Origin of the sequence: Paraburkholderia sp. BL9I2N2, assembly GCF_004339745.1 — a bacterium.
GTDB lineage: Bacteria > Pseudomonadota > Gammaproteobacteria > Burkholderiales > Burkholderiaceae > Paraburkholderia.
Genome location: NZ_SMGP01000001.1, coordinates 3,103,647 through 3,119,537, shown reverse-complemented (window position 1 = coordinate 3,119,537; position 15,891 = coordinate 3,103,647). Strand labels below are relative to the sequence as shown.

21 protein-coding genes and 1 pseudogene are annotated in these 15,891 nt (G+C 58.2%); 12 read left to right on the top strand and 10 right to left on the bottom strand.

Features of this window, described 5'->3' with window-relative positions; all coding sequences use genetic code 11:
- Positions 1-18: 18 nt before the first annotated feature.
- The 6 genes from B0G74_RS14390 to B0G74_RS14365 all read left to right on the top strand — a co-directional run bounded on the left by B0G74_RS14390 (position 19) and on the right by B0G74_RS14365 (position 2,385).
- Positions 19-240, top strand: a complete 222-nt coding sequence (locus tag B0G74_RS14390) for a hypothetical protein (protein WP_132375421.1) — start codon at positions 19-21, stop codon at positions 238-240.
- A 98-nt stretch (positions 241-338) separates the two neighbouring features.
- Positions 339-899: a lysozyme gene (locus B0G74_RS14385; protein ID WP_207915646.1), complete on the top strand. Its 561-nt coding sequence runs from the start codon at positions 339-341 to the stop codon at positions 897-899.
- Positions 896-1,300: a hypothetical protein gene (locus B0G74_RS14380; RefSeq protein ID WP_132375419.1), complete on the top strand. Its 405-nt coding sequence runs from the start codon at positions 896-898 to the stop codon at positions 1,298-1,300. The genes B0G74_RS14385 and B0G74_RS14380 overlap by 4 nt, the downstream gene beginning before the upstream one ends.
- A complete protein-coding gene (locus tag B0G74_RS14375; RefSeq protein WP_132375417.1) occupies positions 1,288-1,695 on the top strand; it encodes a phage holin family protein in 408 nt (135 codons plus the stop codon). The genes B0G74_RS14380 and B0G74_RS14375 overlap by 13 nt, the downstream gene beginning before the upstream one ends.
- Positions 1,692-2,114 carry a hypothetical protein gene (locus tag B0G74_RS14370; RefSeq protein ID WP_132375415.1) on the top strand — a complete coding sequence of 141 codons (423 nt, stop codon included), beginning with the start codon at positions 1,692-1,694 and terminating at the stop codon, positions 2,112-2,114. The genes B0G74_RS14375 and B0G74_RS14370 overlap by 4 nt, the downstream gene beginning before the upstream one ends.
- Positions 2,080-2,385 (top strand): hypothetical protein, encoded by a 306-nt coding sequence (locus tag B0G74_RS14365; RefSeq protein ID WP_132375413.1) that lies wholly within the window; start codon positions 2,080-2,082, stop codon positions 2,383-2,385. The genes B0G74_RS14370 and B0G74_RS14365 overlap by 35 nt, the downstream gene beginning before the upstream one ends.
- A 309-nt stretch (positions 2,386-2,694) precedes the next feature.
- Here the strand turns inward: B0G74_RS14365 and B0G74_RS14360 are convergent, their stop codons facing one another.
- Together B0G74_RS14360 and B0G74_RS14355 are read right to left on the bottom strand one after the other, a co-directional pair.
- On the bottom strand, positions 2,695-3,042 hold the full coding sequence (locus tag B0G74_RS14360; RefSeq protein ID WP_165923855.1) for a hypothetical protein: 348 nt from the start codon (positions 3,040-3,042) through the stop codon (positions 2,695-2,697).
- Positions 3,039-3,563 carry a glucosaminidase domain-containing protein gene (locus B0G74_RS14355; protein ID WP_132375411.1) on the bottom strand — a complete coding sequence of 175 codons (525 nt, stop codon included), beginning with the start codon at positions 3,561-3,563 and terminating at the stop codon, positions 3,039-3,041. Before B0G74_RS14355 ends, B0G74_RS14360 begins: the two co-directional genes overlap by 4 nt.
- Before the next feature lie 258 nt (positions 3,564-3,821).
- Between B0G74_RS14355 and B0G74_RS14350 the strand changes: the two genes are divergently transcribed.
- Positions 3,822-4,232, top strand: a complete 411-nt coding sequence (locus B0G74_RS14350) for a DNA adenine methylase (RefSeq protein ID WP_279388580.1) — start codon at positions 3,822-3,824, stop codon at positions 4,230-4,232.
- Here the strand turns inward: B0G74_RS14350 and B0G74_RS14345 are convergent.
- Positions 4,211-5,476 (bottom strand): IS256 family transposase, encoded by a 1,266-nt coding sequence (locus B0G74_RS14345; RefSeq protein WP_132373950.1) that lies wholly within the window; start codon positions 5,474-5,476, stop codon positions 4,211-4,213. The genes B0G74_RS14350 and B0G74_RS14345 overlap by 22 nt on opposite strands.
- Before the next feature lie 120 nt (positions 5,477-5,596).
- Here B0G74_RS14345 and B0G74_RS14340 point away from each other — a divergent pair.
- Both B0G74_RS14340 and B0G74_RS14335 read left to right on the top strand, forming a co-directional pair.
- Positions 5,597-6,055: pseudogene (locus tag B0G74_RS14340) on the top strand (DNA adenine methylase); the annotation flags it as partial.
- A 138-nt stretch (positions 6,056-6,193) separates the two neighbouring features.
- Positions 6,194-7,186, top strand: coding sequence for a DUF2806 domain-containing protein (locus B0G74_RS14335; protein WP_132375410.1), 993 nt, complete (start codon positions 6,194-6,196; stop codon positions 7,184-7,186).
- 260 nt (positions 7,187-7,446) lie between these two features.
- Here the strand turns inward: B0G74_RS14335 and B0G74_RS14330 are convergent, their stop codons facing one another.
- From B0G74_RS14330 to B0G74_RS14320, 3 genes are all read right to left on the bottom strand, one after another.
- Complete coding sequence (locus B0G74_RS14330; RefSeq protein ID WP_132375409.1) at positions 7,447-7,893, bottom strand: hypothetical protein; 447 nt, start codon at positions 7,891-7,893, stop codon at positions 7,447-7,449.
- Positions 7,886-8,788 (bottom strand): DUF4325 domain-containing protein, encoded by a 903-nt coding sequence (locus B0G74_RS46605; protein WP_243658182.1) that lies wholly within the window; start codon positions 8,786-8,788, stop codon positions 7,886-7,888. Before B0G74_RS46605 ends, B0G74_RS14330 begins: the two co-directional genes overlap by 8 nt.
- A gap of 64 nt (positions 8,789-8,852) precedes the next feature.
- Positions 8,853-9,125, bottom strand: a complete 273-nt coding sequence (locus tag B0G74_RS14320) for a hypothetical protein (protein WP_132375408.1) — start codon at positions 9,123-9,125, stop codon at positions 8,853-8,855.
- A 152-nt stretch (positions 9,126-9,277) separates the two neighbouring features.
- Between B0G74_RS14320 and B0G74_RS14315 the strand changes: the two genes are divergently transcribed.
- Entirely contained in the window at positions 9,278-9,577 is a 300-nt protein-coding gene (locus B0G74_RS14315) for a hypothetical protein (RefSeq protein ID WP_132375407.1), read from the top strand.
- A gap of 90 nt (positions 9,578-9,667) precedes the next feature.
- Here the strand turns inward: B0G74_RS14315 and B0G74_RS14310 are convergent, their stop codons facing one another.
- From B0G74_RS14310 to B0G74_RS14295, 4 genes are all read right to left on the bottom strand, one after another.
- Positions 9,668-10,186 carry a hypothetical protein gene (locus tag B0G74_RS14310; RefSeq protein ID WP_132375406.1) on the bottom strand — a complete coding sequence of 173 codons (519 nt, stop codon included), beginning with the start codon at positions 10,184-10,186 and terminating at the stop codon, positions 9,668-9,670.
- A gap of 256 nt (positions 10,187-10,442) precedes the next feature.
- On the bottom strand, positions 10,443-10,772 hold the full coding sequence (locus B0G74_RS14305; protein WP_132375405.1) for a DUF4325 domain-containing protein: 330 nt from the start codon (positions 10,770-10,772) through the stop codon (positions 10,443-10,445).
- On the bottom strand, positions 10,753-11,946 hold the full coding sequence (locus tag B0G74_RS14300; RefSeq protein WP_132375404.1) for a hypothetical protein: 1,194 nt from the start codon (positions 11,944-11,946) through the stop codon (positions 10,753-10,755). Before B0G74_RS14300 ends, B0G74_RS14305 begins: the two co-directional genes overlap by 20 nt.
- 584 nt (positions 11,947-12,530) lie before the next feature.
- Positions 12,531-12,722, bottom strand: a complete 192-nt coding sequence (locus B0G74_RS14295; protein ID WP_007175738.1) for a rubredoxin — start codon at positions 12,720-12,722, stop codon at positions 12,531-12,533.
- 325 nt (positions 12,723-13,047) lie between these two features.
- On the opposite strand from B0G74_RS14295, the gene B0G74_RS14290 reads away from it, so the two are divergent.
- On the top strand, positions 13,048-13,449 hold the full coding sequence (locus tag B0G74_RS14290; RefSeq protein ID WP_132375403.1) for a DUF4399 domain-containing protein: 402 nt from the start codon (positions 13,048-13,050) through the stop codon (positions 13,447-13,449).
- Positions 13,450-13,630: 181 nt separating this feature from the next.
- On the top strand, positions 13,631-15,568 hold the full coding sequence (locus tag B0G74_RS14285) for an ATP-binding cassette domain-containing protein (RefSeq protein ID WP_132375402.1): 1,938 nt from the start codon (positions 13,631-13,633) through the stop codon (positions 15,566-15,568).
- Positions 15,569-15,891 lie beyond the last annotated feature (323 nt).

The following is a 15,891-nucleotide window of genomic DNA, read 5'->3' as shown; positions in this document are numbered from 1 at the left end:
TGCGTCGAGGCCGCAATCATGCGAGCCATCCCGCAGGACAAGTGCCTGCACGTTATTGCCGGTGTGGTGGTGTTTGCTATCGCGCACTTTGCGACGTGGCAGGTTGGCATCGCAGCCGTGCTCGTTGCCGGCATCGCCAAGGAGCTGCTTGACCACTTTACGGGCGGTGACGTGTCCGTGTGGGATGTCGCGGCGACTCTGTCTGGCGGGCTGCTTGGACTGCTCTGTTTCGCACGTTAGCTGAATTTTAAAAGACGTTATCTGGACCGCCGTTGGGCGGTTTTTTTTCGGCTGCTCCGATCGCATATCGGCGCGGCCTTTTTTATTGGGGGCGTCGTTTGAACGAGAACCTGAAATATTCCGATCAGGGCATGTCGCTCACGGAGAACGCGGAGACGCTGGTCCTCTTTGCGTATCCGGATCCTGCGTCGCCGCTAGCCAAAGCGCTGCAAGCGCGCGGGCTCTGGCAGAAAACGCAGCAGGGTGCGCCGATCCCAGGTGATCTGCTCGGCTTGAGCGGAGCGCCGTGGACCGGCGGATGGGGGCACACCGGGCCGGACGTGCATTACGGCATGGTCATCACGCGCGATCTGGCCGTCGACTGGCTGCGTGCAGACGTGCGCGGTGCAGAGGCGGTGGTCAAGCGCGACGTCAAAGTTGCTTTGAACCAGGAGGAATACGACGCGCTCGTCGATCTGGTGTTCAACATCGGCAGCGGCAACTTCGACACGTCGACGCTGTTACGCAAGCTGAACGTCGGCGACACCGACGGCGCCCTTGCCGAATTCGTCCGCTGGAACAAGGCAGGCGGCGTCGTGCTGGCAGGACTCGTCAAACGGCGCGAGGCGGAACGCGTGCTGTTCCAGCTCGGCGCAAATCACGCGAGGGTCGCCGCATGAAAAACGATGCGCTCGCCCGGCTCATCTACGCGTATCTGGCGATCTACATCGCGGTGTCGGCATTCGCCGCACCGTGTTCGGCGACGTCGGTGATGCTCACGCGCGATGGATTCTGGGGCTATGTCGTCACGGCAGGGACCGCAGCGCTGGCGCTTGTCGTGGCGGTCGACGTCGCGATCAATGACTGGCTGCCGGACAGATACGTATTTCATTGGGCACAGAACCGCCGGCACTGGCTTTATGTGACGACGGCGACCTGCTACGTCACGCCCATGTTCGCGGCAAGCGCGTATTTCATCAACGCGGCGCAAGTGGTTTTTTACGTGGGCATGGCGCTGTTCGGGCTGCTGCTCGGTTATCGGGAAACGCAGGCAAAACGGGGGACAACGTGCGCCGATTGATTCAATGGGGTTGGGGAGGCTGTGCGCTGCTGTGGGCTGCTGCGGCATACGCAATGGTGCGGCAGAACGAGACCGCGCTCGCCGATGGACTGGCAGGCATTCCGGCCGCATCGCTGATGCTGGCCGTGTTCCTGGCGCTGATTGGAGGCACCGCCAGCACGTTCCAGCGTTTCGCGTCGAGCGATCCGCCGGCGCGTTCGGCGGCGATTGAAGTCGGCAGTGTGATCACCGCATCGATCGTCGCGGGGCTGTCCGCATTCTTTTTTTGCGAGTGGCGGGGGTGGCCCGCGCCGCTGACCGCGCTCGCGATCACGTTGGCGAGCTGGGGCGGCAAACGCGTGCTGGATCAGGCGGTCGATGCCGGGCTTCGTCGCCTTCAGGGAGAAAAACCATGACGGAAATCACCAGTCGTATCGCAACCGTGGTCGTGGGCCTCGTCGCCGTCGTGCTCGCGATCACGTGTGCCGTGCAGTTCTTCGAGCTGCGCGGTGTCCGATCGGACTATGCATCGGCACAGCAGAAGGCGCAGGCGGACGACCAGTCGATCGGTACGCTTCGTTCGCAGCTCGCGACGTCGCAGGCGGATCTCGCTGCGGTGGCCTCGGGCGCGCGAGCGTGCTCGGCCTCGGTGGCGCAGGCCGCGTCCGAGGCGGGCGCGGTCAGGGCCGCAGCGACTGCAGCGCAGGCGAAGGCAGCCACGCAGGCGCAGGCGTACCAGCAGCAGATCGACGCGCTTTCAAGGCGTATTCAGGATTCATCCAACCAGTCGGAGACATGCGATGCGGAATTCGATCGTTTGCGCGGCGCTCTGTAGCGCGCTGCTCGTTATTCCCGGTTGCGGGACGGCACCCCCGGCGCCGATCTCGCCAGTCGTCCATACAGAGATAGTCGAGGCAAAGGTGCAGGTGCCGGTGGCCTGCATCGATGCTGTGCCGCAGGCGCCAGCATTCCTCTCAGACGCGGATCTGCTCGCCGCGCCCAATGGTTCGGCTGTCGACCGGATCTGGCGGGACCACCTGCAACGCAAGCAATGGGAGGGGCAGCTTGAGGCGCTGATTGTTGCGTGTGCCGGTGTGAAGAAGTGAAAAAGAAGCCTGCCGGCGGACTACCGGCAGGCTGAAGGCATTTGAGGGATGGAGTTCGCCACCAGGGTTCCCTCAAACGGTCCGAGGCGGAGCGAGTGTAGGGTCGTGGAAAATCGGCCAGAAGAGGGGCTGCGGCCGAGGACAAAGTATTGGCGGAATGGACCAACAAAAAAATGGCCCATCAAAAACGGATGGGCCGAGACGCTTGGGGATCAGCCCGAACGGAAGGACGATTGTGAAGAAGGGTGATGAAATCGGGCAGTATGACTTTGATCGGGGATCAAGAGTCTGGTTGCCCGGCTGAACTGCTCAGTTACCAGCGAGTGGCTTGAGTGGCAGATAGCGTTCGCCGTCGTATGCCGTGGTGACGGTGTAGCCATCCCTCTTGCGGATCTTCAGGAAAAATAGTGTGGGCGAAACGCCCTCGGCGCCGCCGCAGGCATCGTTGTGATTCTCACGCACGCGCACGAGGAAGTACTTCCCTTTATCGGCGGTGTCGAACAGCAGGCATTCGGTTTTGTCTTTCGAAAGCTGGTAAGTGTGCGTGATCTCCGATGCACGGACCGCCGCGTCGTCGCCAGTCGCTAACGTCTGCTGGCCAGCGCATGCCTGCGTGCAGGCGACGAGTGCAAATACGATGATCGCCCGGCGCATCATTGATCGGCCTTTCGCGTGTCGTACTGGTCGAGCTTGTGGGCGCGAATGATTGCGTTGAGCTTCGCAGAATAGCTGGGATCAGTTGCGTAGCCGTTCTTCGCTAGCTGGACGGCGAACTGCGAGCTGCTTGTGTATAGAAAACACGAACGGAAGCGCGGATTGTTTCGCAACATCTGTGCGTAGTCGTCGGCGGAGTCGTCGTAGCTGGCGTAGGCGCGAAACGCATCGTTGATCTGGATCGACTGCCCGTTGATGACCTCATGAGTCGTGAACGTCGTGCTGTTGCCGCCTGGCGCCCGGCCCTTCACGCCGAAGTAGGCGTTACCAACCACCGACCGTCCCCAGTTGCTCTCAAGCGCCGACTGTGCGATCACCAACCCGGCCGGCACGCGATATTTGCGCTGGATCTCTTTGGCTGCGTCCAGATGTGCGTCGATGAACGCCTGCACGTACGCCGGTCGCTCGTGGTGCTTTGGCGGATGGTGAGCGGCATGGTGCCGGTGGGCGCCCGGTTGCGTCATGACAGCCTCATTCTTCAGAAGAAAAGACTTTCAGAATGCCACAACGGCGATGGCGCGGGCAATCCGCGCCATGCGGTACGCATAAAAGTTACTTTGACCGGGCCTCGTGGCTCCGGAAAAGACAGGGCGACCGGGATGATGTTCGCGCATTTCCCCCGGCCGCCTTTCCACTGAACCGACCAGTGAATTAGCCAAGGCCCTGACACCTACCGGTAGGCGGGGCGAATTCTAACAAATTCCCAACAAGGCAATCCACATATGGCAACTCCCATCGTTCCGTGGATCGGCGGCAAGCGTCGGCTGGCCGATCATCTGATCCCGCGTTTTCCAAAGCATGAGTGCTACGTCGAAGTGTTCGCGGGCGGAGCGGCGCTGTACTTTCTCCGGCCGCCGGCAGCGGTCGAAGTCATCAACGATATCAACGGGGATCTGATCAACCTGTATCGGGTCGTGCAGCACCACCTCGAGGAGTTCGTGCGTCAGTTCAAATGGGCGCTAACGAGTCGCCAGGTGTTCAAATGGTTGCAGGAGACGGTCCCGGAAACCCTCACGGATATCCAGCGAGCGGCACGCTTCTATTACCTGCAGCACAACTGTTTCGAGCTAAGGTCAAGAGTGGTGTATGAGCAATTTGACGGCGGACGATTTCAAGCGGCGAATTTCTGCTGAACCGGCCGATCGTCTTGCACCGGTTCGCCGTCCTTGAAGGCAACGCCCTCGAGCAACAGCTTGATCTTTTCCGGGCCGTTGACACGGCGCCAGGTTTTCTCGGCTTCCTCGATCAGCTTGAACGCCAGTCCGAGGAAGGTTGGTCGCGATACGCAGTTACGCGTGCGCGTCGTACGGTGGCGCACCGTCGCGAACGTCGATTCAATTGCGTTGGTCGTGCGCAGATGCTGCCAGTGCTCGGCAGGGAATTCGTAAAACGCGAGCAAGGCCTCCCGGTCCTTCTTCAACGTCTCGGTCGCCTTCGGATATCTGGCCGCATAGATCGACACGAAACGATCGAACGCGGCGTGCGCGTCGGCGCGGGTCGCCGCCATCCAGATCGATTGCATGTCGGCCTTCGCGCGTGCCTGTTGCGACTTGGGCAGTGCGTTCATGACGTTTCCCATTTTATGAAACCAGCAGCGCTGGCCACGCGTGGTCGGAAACACCTCTTCCAGCGCCGCCCAGAAGCCCATTGCGCCGTCGCCGACCGCCAGCCGTGGGCCCGCCTTCAGACCGCGCTTTTTCAGGTCGAGCAGCAGTTCCAGCCACGACGCTTTCGTCTCGCGATAACCATCGCCGATCGCCACACGCTCTTTGCTCCCGTCCGGTTTCACGCCGATGATGACCAGCAAGCATTGTCCATCGGAGTTCTCACTGCGCAGCCCCGTGTGAATGCCGTCGACCCACCAATAGACGTAGTGCGACCCGGACATGTCACGACGGCTCCAGGCCACATGCTCGTCGGCCCATTGCGCCTTCAGCCGGCTCACCACGTTGGCCGACAAGCCCTTGGCATCATCGCCCAGCAGCACGCTCAACGCTTCGCCCATATCGCCCGTCGAAATACCCTTCAGATACAACCAGGGCAGCGCTGCGCTCACGCGAGGCGACTTCCTCACGTACGGCGGCACGATCGCCGAATTGAACTTCACGCCCGATCCCGATCGATCGCGCACCTTCGGCACCTTCACCGCAATCGGCCCGGCGGCCGTCAATACCTCGCGCTCTGGCAAGTAACCGTTGCGCACCACGGCGCGTTGCCCGTGCAAGGTCTTGACGTTCGCGAACCGCTCCATCAGCTCTGCCAGCTCCGCTTCGATCACTTGTTGAATCACTTGCCGCGCCCCGTGACGAACCAATTCGTCCAGACCAAGCCCGACTCCCGATAGACCGACGACTGCTTTTTCCGTATCCTTGCTCATGGTGGATGGTTTGATTTTTTGCTGGTTTCCGACTTCGACAATCAGATTCTCAGCTGAAACCTCCACCGCCTTCAACTTCCCGCCTCAACTCCCCCCGTACACCAGATTCGACTTTAGCTCAACTGTTTCGGCGCCAAGGTGGAGGGGCAGTCGTTCGGGACGGCAACCACGACCCCGCCCGGTCTAAACCTGCTGAGGCTCGAGGAAACGCTGTCGGCCGCGCACCTTCGGCTTTCCAGTACGTTCGTCGAGCACCTGGACTGGAAGACGTGCGTGGACCGATACGATCGGCCCCACACGCTGTTTTATCTGGACCCGCCCTACTGGGAGACTGAAGGCTACGGCGTCCCGTTTCCCTACGAAGAGTACGTCGCCATGGCGGCCCGGCTGCGTACTTTGAAGGGTAAGGCGATCATTAGCCTGAACGATCACCCGGCGATCCGACAGGCCTTTGATGGCTTCCACATTGAGACGGTGGACATCAAGTACACCGTGGGCGGTGGCGGGAAAGAAGCCGCCCGCAAGGAAGTGATTATTTTCAGTTGGGACGAAGCCGCACAACCTGTCGGCTTATTTTAATTCTGGCAGGGTTCGGCTCGCGGATGTCGCGAGCCGTTTGCACGGCGATTTCGAAAGATTGAAGAAAAATTTCCACTCATCGGTTGCATAAAGTTGTCGTTTTCGAGAATCTGTCTCTTTTATCCACGGGGGAGATGGATGACTAGTGCAACTGACGAGTCGACGACCGGCTCAAGCGGCTTTCCGATAACATTGGCTGAGGTCGCCGAGTCCGTGCGCAAGGGGAAGGGGTTTGACGTGACTATTTCAGCCCTCGCGCTGACTCACGGCGTCCCGATACCGCCGTCAATAATCGAGCGCATTCGAGTGGGGTGCGGTCGCTTAATCGATGGAGGATTTAACTATGTGGCCAGAGCGGTAGACCGTCGTACCGAAGCAGCGGATTTCCACGCGAGAAAGACTACCGAGTTGGTTTCGAAAGCAGCGAATGCAGGACTGAAACAAATCCCGGCCGACGTCAGTGAAGCGATAGCGATGTCGTTCTTGAACGAATACGCTGTGAAGCACGACAACAGATCGCAGGTCGTTGCCGACGCCTTGACTGTTCTTGCCGCCGATCCACGGATCGAAGACGAAGACCCCAATGCAGTGCTTAGTAAAGACTGGCTGAACTATTTCGCGGACATCGCGGCCCAGAAAAGCGATCCTGAGATGCAGTCATTGATGGGGCGAATTTTGGCTGGAGAAATTCGGCGCCCTGGTTCGTTTTCGCCACTTACTATTCATTGCTTGGCAACACTTACGCGTGCGGTCGCTCAGAAATTTGAACTTCTGTGCTATCACGTGGTGTGCTGCCAGGAAGCCTTCTTTGTGCCTCTCTCGGACGAGGACGCGAACACCGGCAAGGGTCTGCCACAAATTGGTTTAAGCATTATTGATCTAATTCAACTTACGACATATGGTTTGCTGCTGATGGACACGAAGCATATGCAACTCGATAGTCCGGATATTTTTGCAGTCCGGGGCCAGAGCTTTACCGCGATACCGAGTGCAGACGAAGCTTTGATCCCGTGCTTTCTGCTGACGCAGGCTGGAGCGGAAATTTACAGACTCGTTGAGATTTCAGGCTCATTTGATCTTCAGGCGTGGGTGGCATCGAACCTCGGCCCTCGCGGAGTAGCGATCGGCTGAAGCTGAAATGTATGTCACCCCGACGTGCAAAAAAGCCCGCTTCGGCGGGCTCTCTGCTTATCACTCCCTTGATCTATCGCCGCTCGGGACGACCCGGCAAAGTGACTTTGAACGGCTCCGTCGACCCGCAAGTGATCTTCAGCCGTTCGGAGCAACCGTCCGCTTCGCGGATAAGATCTGCCTCGGTTCAAAATGAGCCCAACAGCCTGCGTCGGCAGTCTTGCCCTTAGGCATCGCAAATACACGCGCGTTTGCGAGAACTAGTATTGTTGATTTCTAATTTTCATGAGTTCAATTTTGACAGTCTCGCCCCTTACCAGAATAATCTGCACGCGGTTTGGCTCCGGACTACCCGATTTGCTGCCAAATGTTCCGCCAGTGCACGCCGTGGTAAATTCATTGAGGGAGCCAAGGATCATTGGCTTGTCGAACTCCTTATACTGCTCGTTCAAGTACTGAACCATAAGCTCTATCTTAGTTTGCATTCCGATAACGTAATAATTCACGTTGGTCTTTTCTCTATCGGTGCAGACCCAATATTCGCATGCGTAAGTCTCTAACTTTGATATGGATTGAGCTATCTCTTCGATGCGCTTGGAAAAATCCTGCGCCCTTATTGTGTAACGTGTTCGCCAGAAGTTAGTAAAAATTGCAACGAACGCACCGACTAGTGCCGAAAAAATGCTGATGATGTATTTATCATCCATTGTTCTCACTCGCTGTATCAATGAAGTGAAAAATTCGACTGGTATAAATTTTGTTTTGGCTGACGAGCTTTAGCCGTAACTTTAATTCTGACGAGGAATAACCACGACGAACAAGTCCACCGAATGCCTCTTCCAAAAATGAACTGGCGTATCCGAGTGGTCCATCTAGGGTGATCGTAACTATCTCCGCCTCACTGAGAGCATTTTCGATCTTCATAGAGAACTCTTCCCCTGAATTGGGGCCGTCGGATACAAACCGACCGCCTGGCGTCTCGGAAAAATCCTTTGCGATAGATATCTCAATGTTTGGCAGACGCCCTGATAGTCGAGTGCAGGATGCTATAGAAAATGAAATGGACGTGCCGTCAAACGATACATCCGTGTCGCGTACAGTATTGCCTGACAAGCATGCATGCGAAAAATAACCGTGGCGACTCGTGATAGAAAACGAAGCAAAGATGCCGCGTTGGGCAGTTTCTAAAATGAACGCAAGGCCCTTTCCGCGCCACGGCTTACTCCGATCAGCGCCTCCGTCGACGGCAGCCTCTATCAATGCACTGTCAGACTCTCCTTTCAAAGAGATATCGCGTTGAACGGACGAAACGATCTTATCGAATATTGATTGAGGTATTGTGATGCCGGAGTCAATGACCGAAATTTTCACCGTATCGTCGTCTGCAGTGTATAGGCGAATCTCGCAAGTACGCTCGGACTTGTAAACGTGGTCTTTGGGATACGCGTGTTCGAACACGTTCGAGACCAATTCGATCGTGGCGGCGTACGTGTTCACCAACGCTTCATTGCCAATTTCGTAATTATCTTTAAGAAATTCAATGAGTTCTGCTGTTTCTGTCGTGCTGACTTTTATTAAAGTCCATTTTTTGTTTAATTTCACACCGCCCTCAACAATTATCTAAACTGTATTATAAGAATTTAAGATAGGCAAAAGCCGACAGGTTTCATGGCATACGTTGCGCAAGCGAATCCGAATCTGCAAATCCTGGCAGCTCAGCGAAGTTCAGCGCGACCATTTCCGACCGAGCGCCAAGACGCAGACGGTCAAGCCAGCTGACTTGGGCTCCATTGGCGTTTGCCCAGATGCTCTGTAACTCCACAACATGATCGGTTCGCATCCAGCCGCTGGTACGTGCTCGTGCAACCAGCTGTCCTGCCACCAAGTAGCAGAGCAGCTCGGCGCGGGCTTCGTCGTCAAGTTTGCTCGAATAGGTCATCTGCTGCCTTATCGCTTATCCTTGCCACCGGGGGTATGTTTTCGGTTGCGGGTCGTTCTAATCGCATGTTATGTAACCCTGCCCTTCGGTAATGTGCCCCCTCCGACGCGCGACATCGACCGCGCTAAATCGCCAATCAAAGAGTAACGACAATGACTTTATCGGAAGAACAGAAGGAATATTACATGCTTAAGGCGCACGTCGAACAACTTGAAAACGATAAACCTGACATCGTTGTTCAAGTAGAAGCTCTGCCGAATCGGATGGTGGGATTTGAGGGACGTGCCATTCTGCGTCGAGTGGTGCTGAACCACAATGGAGGCCTCTTCCGCGTCGAGACACAGCGGGGGAATGCGAACTGGAACCCGACCGTTATGCGGGTCATCGCCGACGGGCTGAAGAGATCCAACGAACCCCGCGTGGAGTTTATCGAAGTCCTGAAGGCTGGCTGACAGGCTAGGCAACTATGGAAACGGATATTGGACGGGCGTTGCGCCTGTCATTGCTGCGACTGAATGCCGCAAGCATGGTCTGATCCAAAGTCACTTTAACGATGACTGATACTCGCGGACGAGCTGTAGGATGCTGTTGAGGTGCGTACGAATTCTTTCCGCCAATTTATCCTTAGGCTCCACGGGCTCCCCGGAAGCCGTTTTCAGCCCGTTCCGATTCGAGTTGCAGTACGTAATAACTGCATCCTCTACTTCATCGAAAGCCTCTGATGCTGGATCGTATAGCTTGGGAGAGAGCAGTCCGAAGGCGATAAGGTTGGTCGATTGAATCCGGTGATCTTGTTGGTACTTCGACATGAACGCGTCGAGGGCATCTGGCAGAAAATTAGGTCCGCAGCAATCGGGCGGAATCGCACTTATTGTTTCCAGCATCGTCTTAATAAGCGGCTCGATCGCCAGTGGGCTGACGACCTTGCGGAGCCAATAGTCATCAGAGATGGATTGTGTGCGCGCTTTCCGATCCTTGAATAGAGTGTAAATCGCCAACGACCCGGACAGAAAGAGCGCTAACGTCGACACGACCATTGTGTAGATCTTGTCGGCGGACACGTTGCCCTGGTCAGACCTGATCGACGTCTGGCTCGCGGCGGGTGTCGGGGGAATGGCAGGGGGAGTTCGAGGAGCGGGCTGTTGAAGAGCCTCCCTCCGATCGGCAGGACCACCAACGGCCTGAATTGCTGAAGCAGCGACACCAGGTCCGGACGAAACTGGCGCAGACGAGCTAGAAGAGGGCGGAGGGGCGGCTTGCGCGCGCGCAAGTACGCTGATCCCGAAAAAAAGGATCAGCTGGAGCTTTGCCCAACGCTTAGGCGTGCCGTTCGCCAAGAATGCTTTTTTGCTGAAGCGCCCGATTGACGCAGGTGTCGACAACGTCGCGAAACATTTGCGAACTCATGAAGTGGTACTTCCTGTAGAACGCCTCGCGACTGCCCGCCTTGACGACGCTCTTGCCAAAAAGGCCGAGGACGAAGGAACTGCTGATCGAATAGGTGCTGTCAGGAATCTTCACTTCCACTACTTCGTTGCTCTCGTCCAGAGCGTCGACGCCGAGCTTGTCCCGAAGCTGCTCGCCTCTAGGACGTCCAGTGAAGACGGGGCCTTCCAATGTTCCAAAGTCAATCACGGTATGGCTCATTTTTGTTCACTCCCAAAGCTACAGTGCTACCCGTACTTAGGGGAAAACGGATGCTAATGATGGTTCCAGGAAATTGTACGCTACCTAACGACCTGACATACCCGGAATCTGGCTGTTTGTAAAGAGTATTTTGTGCGTTAAACGCTATGACTTTACCATGACCTGGCGCGCCGCTGCTCAGTCGATATTTCCCATCGAACAAGATGAAGGTGCTACCAGAAAGTATCGCCATCTTCGCTTTCTCTGTGCTGTCCTTCGCACACTCCTCGTACATCTTCTGAAAGAATTCGATCAGGTCGACAGTTCCTTGGCCACGCGTATCTTCCACAGAAAAATTCTTCGAACTTACATTTCCTTGCAGCGCTACCAGCGTCAGCAGGTCCCGTTCCCGCCACCCTTTGCGAAAAAAACCAGCGCCACGGTGCATGAGAATATAGGGACTGATTTGTTTCCACGTGTAGCTGTTCTGCGGAAGCCCCATGAGCGTGTCAGCAATCGAAGTACCGAAGTTGAAGATAGCTATCTCACATATGGGGGTGTCCATGGAATTGTCCAGGTACCCTTGGATGGTCCAATCTGAGAAGCCAGCATGATCTTCGGCGTTGCCGAGAATTTCTCCGATGTACACGCACAGCTTTTGGACCGCGGCGGGAGTTAGTGTGCGGCCGTGGTCGCTGAGGCAGTTGTTGATATGGTCGACGAACCCTTCCGCTACCCGTGATTTGAAGTCGGCTTGAGCTGGATCGTCTGGTTCGCTGTAGTTGCGTTTCCGTTTGTCGAACACGCGAACGGCGTTCTGTTCGTCAGACGACGCTACCTCGTGTGCGATATCTAGCTGCTTAACAATTCCAATACATCGTATAAATCGTTTCAGATGAGCCGGCAACGGATAACGGCCAAAAAATCTGACCTTTGTGGCGCGTTGACGCGCCTCAAGCGCGAGCTCGCTCGCGACTATGTCCAGCACTGCATTGGCCGCCAAGTCGTAGGTTTGCATCTGACTATGGTCGAACTCAATGTTGCGGATCTTATTTGTCCGCACCAACTTAGCGAAGCTAAGAATTGTCCGCAGCGCTCGTTGTGGATCATCAATAATCGAAAACACCGGCGGCACTACGACTCTAGCTCCGCTACGTTCGAGTTTGACCTCCGGCGGGTATGCATCTGCGAGCATTCTGATGATTCGCGAATGGTCCCCGAAACGAAGTCGCTGGGAACGCTGCTGATCCAGTGCTCTAGCCCTTACCTTGGTCAGGCGCCATCGCCTTCGTACAGCCTTACGGAAGCGTTTTTCGGAGAGCAGTTGGTCTACGTCCAATGGTAACGGCATGGGGGATGTGGCCTCTCTCTTTGTCAGCGCTGGGGAAGCGCTGTTTTCTTTTAGTGCGGTAGGCCCACACCGTTCTAATTTCGTTGCTACTAATTTGCTACAGCACCGTAGTGTCGCCTTGTCTGACGGGCTTCCGGCGTATCATTCCACCCCCTGAACTACAGGGAGAAGACCAAACCAAAATGATCGCCGCAATCCCGCTATCGAACAAGGTCCGCGAGGATCGGGCGAGTCCAAATTCGCCAGCGAGCGCAGAGTATATCAAACACGCCCAAACGCGAGGAGGGCCGTGCAGGAGCGCCGAAGCCCGTCCCACAAAGCACACGGCCCAGCAGTCAAAGCCTGCTGGGCCGTGTAAACTGCCCGGGCGACCGCTCCAGCGCGCGCAACGACCTAATGCTGCGCCCCGGCAGCCCGATAAACCCGCCTCAGAACTCCACCACCGCGAACTCAGCCTTGCCCACATCGCACAGCGGGCAGCGCCAGTCTTCGGGAATCGCGGCGAAGCGCGTGCCCGGCGCGATGCCTTCCTCGGGCAGGCCTTCTTCCTCGTTGTAGATCCAGCCGCAAATCAGGCAGACCCAGCTCTTATATTCAGTCACTTCAATTACTTCGCTCACGACGCACTCTTCTCTAGTTCAATGCAAAATCCGCCCAGTCTGCCCCTTTTTTGGGCACGGCGGCGACCCGCAATATTACCGGAATTTGTCAATCCGGCTGAAAACGGCCGATGTGGCAGCGCCGTAAAGCGTCCGGCACAACGCCGAACCCACTCGACGGACCGCGTCACACACAGCGTGTATGCTCTGATCCGCAGCTGATCTTTTGGACCGGCGCGCCGGGGCGCCTGGCATGAACTGCGACGATCGGCCTCAGGCCACTGAGGCGCCATCGCCGCCGACATGGCCCGCGCATGACTTTCGTTTCCCAAAAAGGAGAAAAACGATGTTCAAGAACAAATGGTTGGTCGGTGCGGCATTGGCCGGATTGCTCGCCGTATCCGGTGCGGCGCAGGCCGCGAGCGTGTCGTTCGTGCAGCCGGCGGACGGCGCGACCGTCAGCAATCCCGTCCACGTGGTGTTCGGCGTCGACGGCACGAAGATAGCGCCGGCCGGCACGATGACGGAAGGCACGGGCCACCATCATCTGCTGGTGGACGGCAAGCCGCTGCCCAAGGGCGAGGTCATCCCCGCGAACGACAAGTCGCTGCACTTCGGCAAGGGCCAGACCGAAACCGATCTGACGCTGCCGCCGGGCGACCACACGCTGACGCTGCAATTCGGCGACGGCGCGCATCGTTCGTACGGTCCGGAAATGAGCAAGACCATCACGGTGCACGTGAAGTAACCCGCCGCACGGGACAGCCGGGTGGGCGCAACTGCCCGTCCGGCGTCCGCGCCATGCGCAGCCGGGCTATCCGCGTCCGGCAAGCCGGCCGTTCGATCTATCTCTTCCGGCATACAGGCACCCGCCCGTGCGCCCGGTACAATGGGCAGTTCCGACTCATCGCTGTCTTCTCCAATTCTCCATGTCGCTTTACACCATTACCGGAGCCCAACTGGCGTTCGGTCACGTCGCGTTGCTCGATCACGCGGATTTCTCTCTCGAAGCGGGCGAACGCGTCGGGCTGATCGGCCGCAACGGTGCGGGCAAGTCGTCGCTGCTGAAGATCGTCGCCGACCTGACCAAGCCTGACGACGGCCTCGTCACGCGCCAGCAGAGTCTGAGCACGATTTACGTACCGCAGGAGCCGGAGTTCGACACGGACGACACGGTGTTCGAAGCGGTCGCCGCCGGCCTCACGCACGCCCGCGCGCTGCTCGACGAATACGACGCGGTCGCCAATCAGCTCGCCGACGAGCCGGAAGGCCCGGAGCACGACGCGCTGATGTCGCGCATGAACACGCTGCAATCGGCGCTTGACCATTCGGACGCCTGGAACTGGAGCACGCGCGTCGCGACCACGCTGCAGCAGATCGGCCTGAACGGGGAGGCGCGGGTGGGCTCGCTGTCGGGCGGCATGCAAAAGCGCGTGGCGCTGGCGCGCGCGCTGGTCGTGCAGCCGGACGTGCTGCTGCTCGACGAGCCGACCAACCACCTCGACTTCGACGGCATCCGCTGGCTCGAAGACCTGCTGGTCTCGCTGCGCGCGGGCCTGCTCTTCATTACCCACGACCGCGCGTTTCTCGACCGCGTCGCCACGCGCATCGTCGAACTGGATCGCGGGCGTCTGTTGTCGTATCCGGGTAATTTCTCGGCTTATCAGACGCGCAAGGCGCAGCAGCTCGAAGTCGAGCAAGTGGAAGCGGCCAAGTTCGACAAGCTGCTCGCGCAGGAAGAAGTGTGGATTCGCAAGGGCGTCGAGGCTCGCCGCACGCGCAGCGTCGGCCGGATTGCGCGGCTCGTGGAAATGCGCAACCAGCGCGCGGAACGCCGCAACGTGCAGGGCAACGTCAAGCTCGACGTCGGCCAGGGCGAGAAGTCCGGCAAGATCGTCGCCGAATTGACCGACGTCACCAAGCGCTACGGTTCGCGCACGGTGGTCGACAGCTTCACGGCCACGGTCATGCGCGGCGACAAGATCGGCTTTGTCGGTCCGAACGGCGCGGGCAAGACCACGCTGCTCAAGATGATCCTCGGCGAATTGGCGCCCGACGAAGGCACGGTGCGCATTGGCACAAATCTGCAGGTCGCGTATTTCGACCAGATGCGCGCGCAGCTCGATCTGGACAAGAGCCTTGCCGATACCATCAGCCCGGGCAGCGAGTGGGTGGAAGTCAACGGCCAGAAGAAGCACGTCATGAGCTATCTCGGCGACTTCCTGTTCGCGCCGGAACGCGCGCGTTCGCCGGTCAAGTCGCTGTCTGGCGGCGAGCGTAACCGCCTGCTGCTCGCCCGTCTGTTCGCACGTCCGGCCAACGTGCTGGTGCTCGACGAACCGACCAACGACCTCGACATTCCGACACTCGAACTGCTCGAAGAACTGCTCACGGAATACGACGGCACGGTACTGCTGGTCAGCCACGATCGCGCGTTCCTCGATAACGTCGCGACCTCGGTGATCGCGTCCGAAGGCGGCGGCAAGTGGCGCGAGTATGTCGGCGGCTTTACCGATTGGCAGATCCAGCGCGACCGTTCGCAGCAAATGGCGCTGGACGCGCAGAAAGAAGCCGGCAAGGACGCGGGCAAAGATGCGGCCGCGGCCAAAGACAGTTCCGCGGGCCGCAATACGCAACGCGCCGCGAAGCTGTCGTTCAAGGAGCAGCGCGAACTGGAGGCGCTGCCGGAGAAAATCGCCGCGCTCGAAGCCGAGCAGAAAGCGATTGGCGCACAACTCGAAGACGGCTCCGTATTCGCCAAAGACGCGCAGGAAGGCACGCGTTTGACTGAGCGCTATGCCGCGATCGACGAAGAACTGCTGGTTGCGCTCGAGCGTTGGGACGAGCTGGAAAACCGGCGCAAATGAGGCGCGGGCGCGGCGCGCGATGGGGCCGCGCCACCGCCGTCCCTTACCAGACGGCCTATCCCGTGCATCGTGAATTGCCGCGCGTATCGAAATCAGTAAAATACCCCGCGAACAGGCTTCCCCGGCGTTCGCACCAGCGTCGACGTTGCCCGCCTTGTTGCACATGCAGGGCAGGCTTCGAGCCGCCATCGAGCGCGCCAACGGGAAGCCATGCGACAAAACAGCTTGCCCGCACTGCGGGCACCCCACCTAACCCCGTTGTTTCGTTTCGCTTTTTTTGAAAACTCAACGCATTGTCCACAGACCTGTGAACAGGACCTGTG

What these genes read in the sequence shown, in the direction of transcription:
- B0G74_RS14345 (WP_132373950.1), bottom strand. Translation starts at nt 5,476, where the DNA reads ATGAGCAAGGATACGGAAAAAGCAGTCGTCGGTCTATCGGGAGTCGGG.
- B0G74_RS14350 (WP_279388580.1), top strand. Translation starts at nt 3,822, where the DNA reads ATGGCAACTCCCATCGTTCCGTGGATCGGCGGCAAGCGTCGGCTGGCC.
- B0G74_RS14330 (WP_132375409.1), bottom strand. Translation starts at nt 7,893, where the DNA reads ATGGATGATAAATACATCATCAGCATTTTTTCGGCACTAGTCGGTGCG.
- B0G74_RS14285 (WP_132375402.1), top strand. Translation starts at nt 13,631, where the DNA reads ATGTCGCTTTACACCATTACCGGAGCCCAACTGGCGTTCGGTCACGTC.
- B0G74_RS14305 (WP_132375405.1), bottom strand. Translation starts at nt 10,772, where the DNA reads ATGAGCCATACCGTGATTGACTTTGGAACATTGGAAGGCCCCGTCTTC.
- B0G74_RS14365 (WP_132375413.1), top strand. Translation starts at nt 2,080, where the DNA reads ATGCGGAATTCGATCGTTTGCGCGGCGCTCTGTAGCGCGCTGCTCGTT.
- B0G74_RS14335 (WP_132375410.1), top strand. Translation starts at nt 6,194, where the DNA reads ATGACTAGTGCAACTGACGAGTCGACGACCGGCTCAAGCGGCTTTCCG.
- B0G74_RS14355 (WP_132375411.1), bottom strand. Translation starts at nt 3,563, where the DNA reads ATGACGCAACCGGGCGCCCACCGGCACCATGCCGCTCACCATCCGCCA.
- B0G74_RS14300 (WP_132375404.1), bottom strand. Translation starts at nt 11,946, where the DNA reads ATGCTCGCAGATGCATACCCGCCGGAGGTCAAACTCGAACGTAGCGGA.
- B0G74_RS14290 (WP_132375403.1), top strand. Translation starts at nt 13,048, where the DNA reads ATGTTCAAGAACAAATGGTTGGTCGGTGCGGCATTGGCCGGATTGCTC.
- B0G74_RS14360 (WP_165923855.1), bottom strand. Translation starts at nt 3,042, where the DNA reads ATGATGCGCCGGGCGATCATCGTATTTGCACTCGTCGCCTGCACGCAG.
- B0G74_RS14370 (WP_132375415.1), top strand. Translation starts at nt 1,692, where the DNA reads ATGACGGAAATCACCAGTCGTATCGCAACCGTGGTCGTGGGCCTCGTC.
- B0G74_RS14315 (WP_132375407.1), top strand. Translation starts at nt 9,278, where the DNA reads ATGACTTTATCGGAAGAACAGAAGGAATATTACATGCTTAAGGCGCAC.
- B0G74_RS14390 (WP_132375421.1), top strand. Translation starts at nt 19, where the DNA reads ATGCGAGCCATCCCGCAGGACAAGTGCCTGCACGTTATTGCCGGTGTG.
- B0G74_RS14320 (WP_132375408.1), bottom strand. Translation starts at nt 9,125, where the DNA reads ATGACCTATTCGAGCAAACTTGACGACGAAGCCCGCGCCGAGCTGCTC.
- B0G74_RS14380 (WP_132375419.1), top strand. Translation starts at nt 896, where the DNA reads ATGAAAAACGATGCGCTCGCCCGGCTCATCTACGCGTATCTGGCGATC.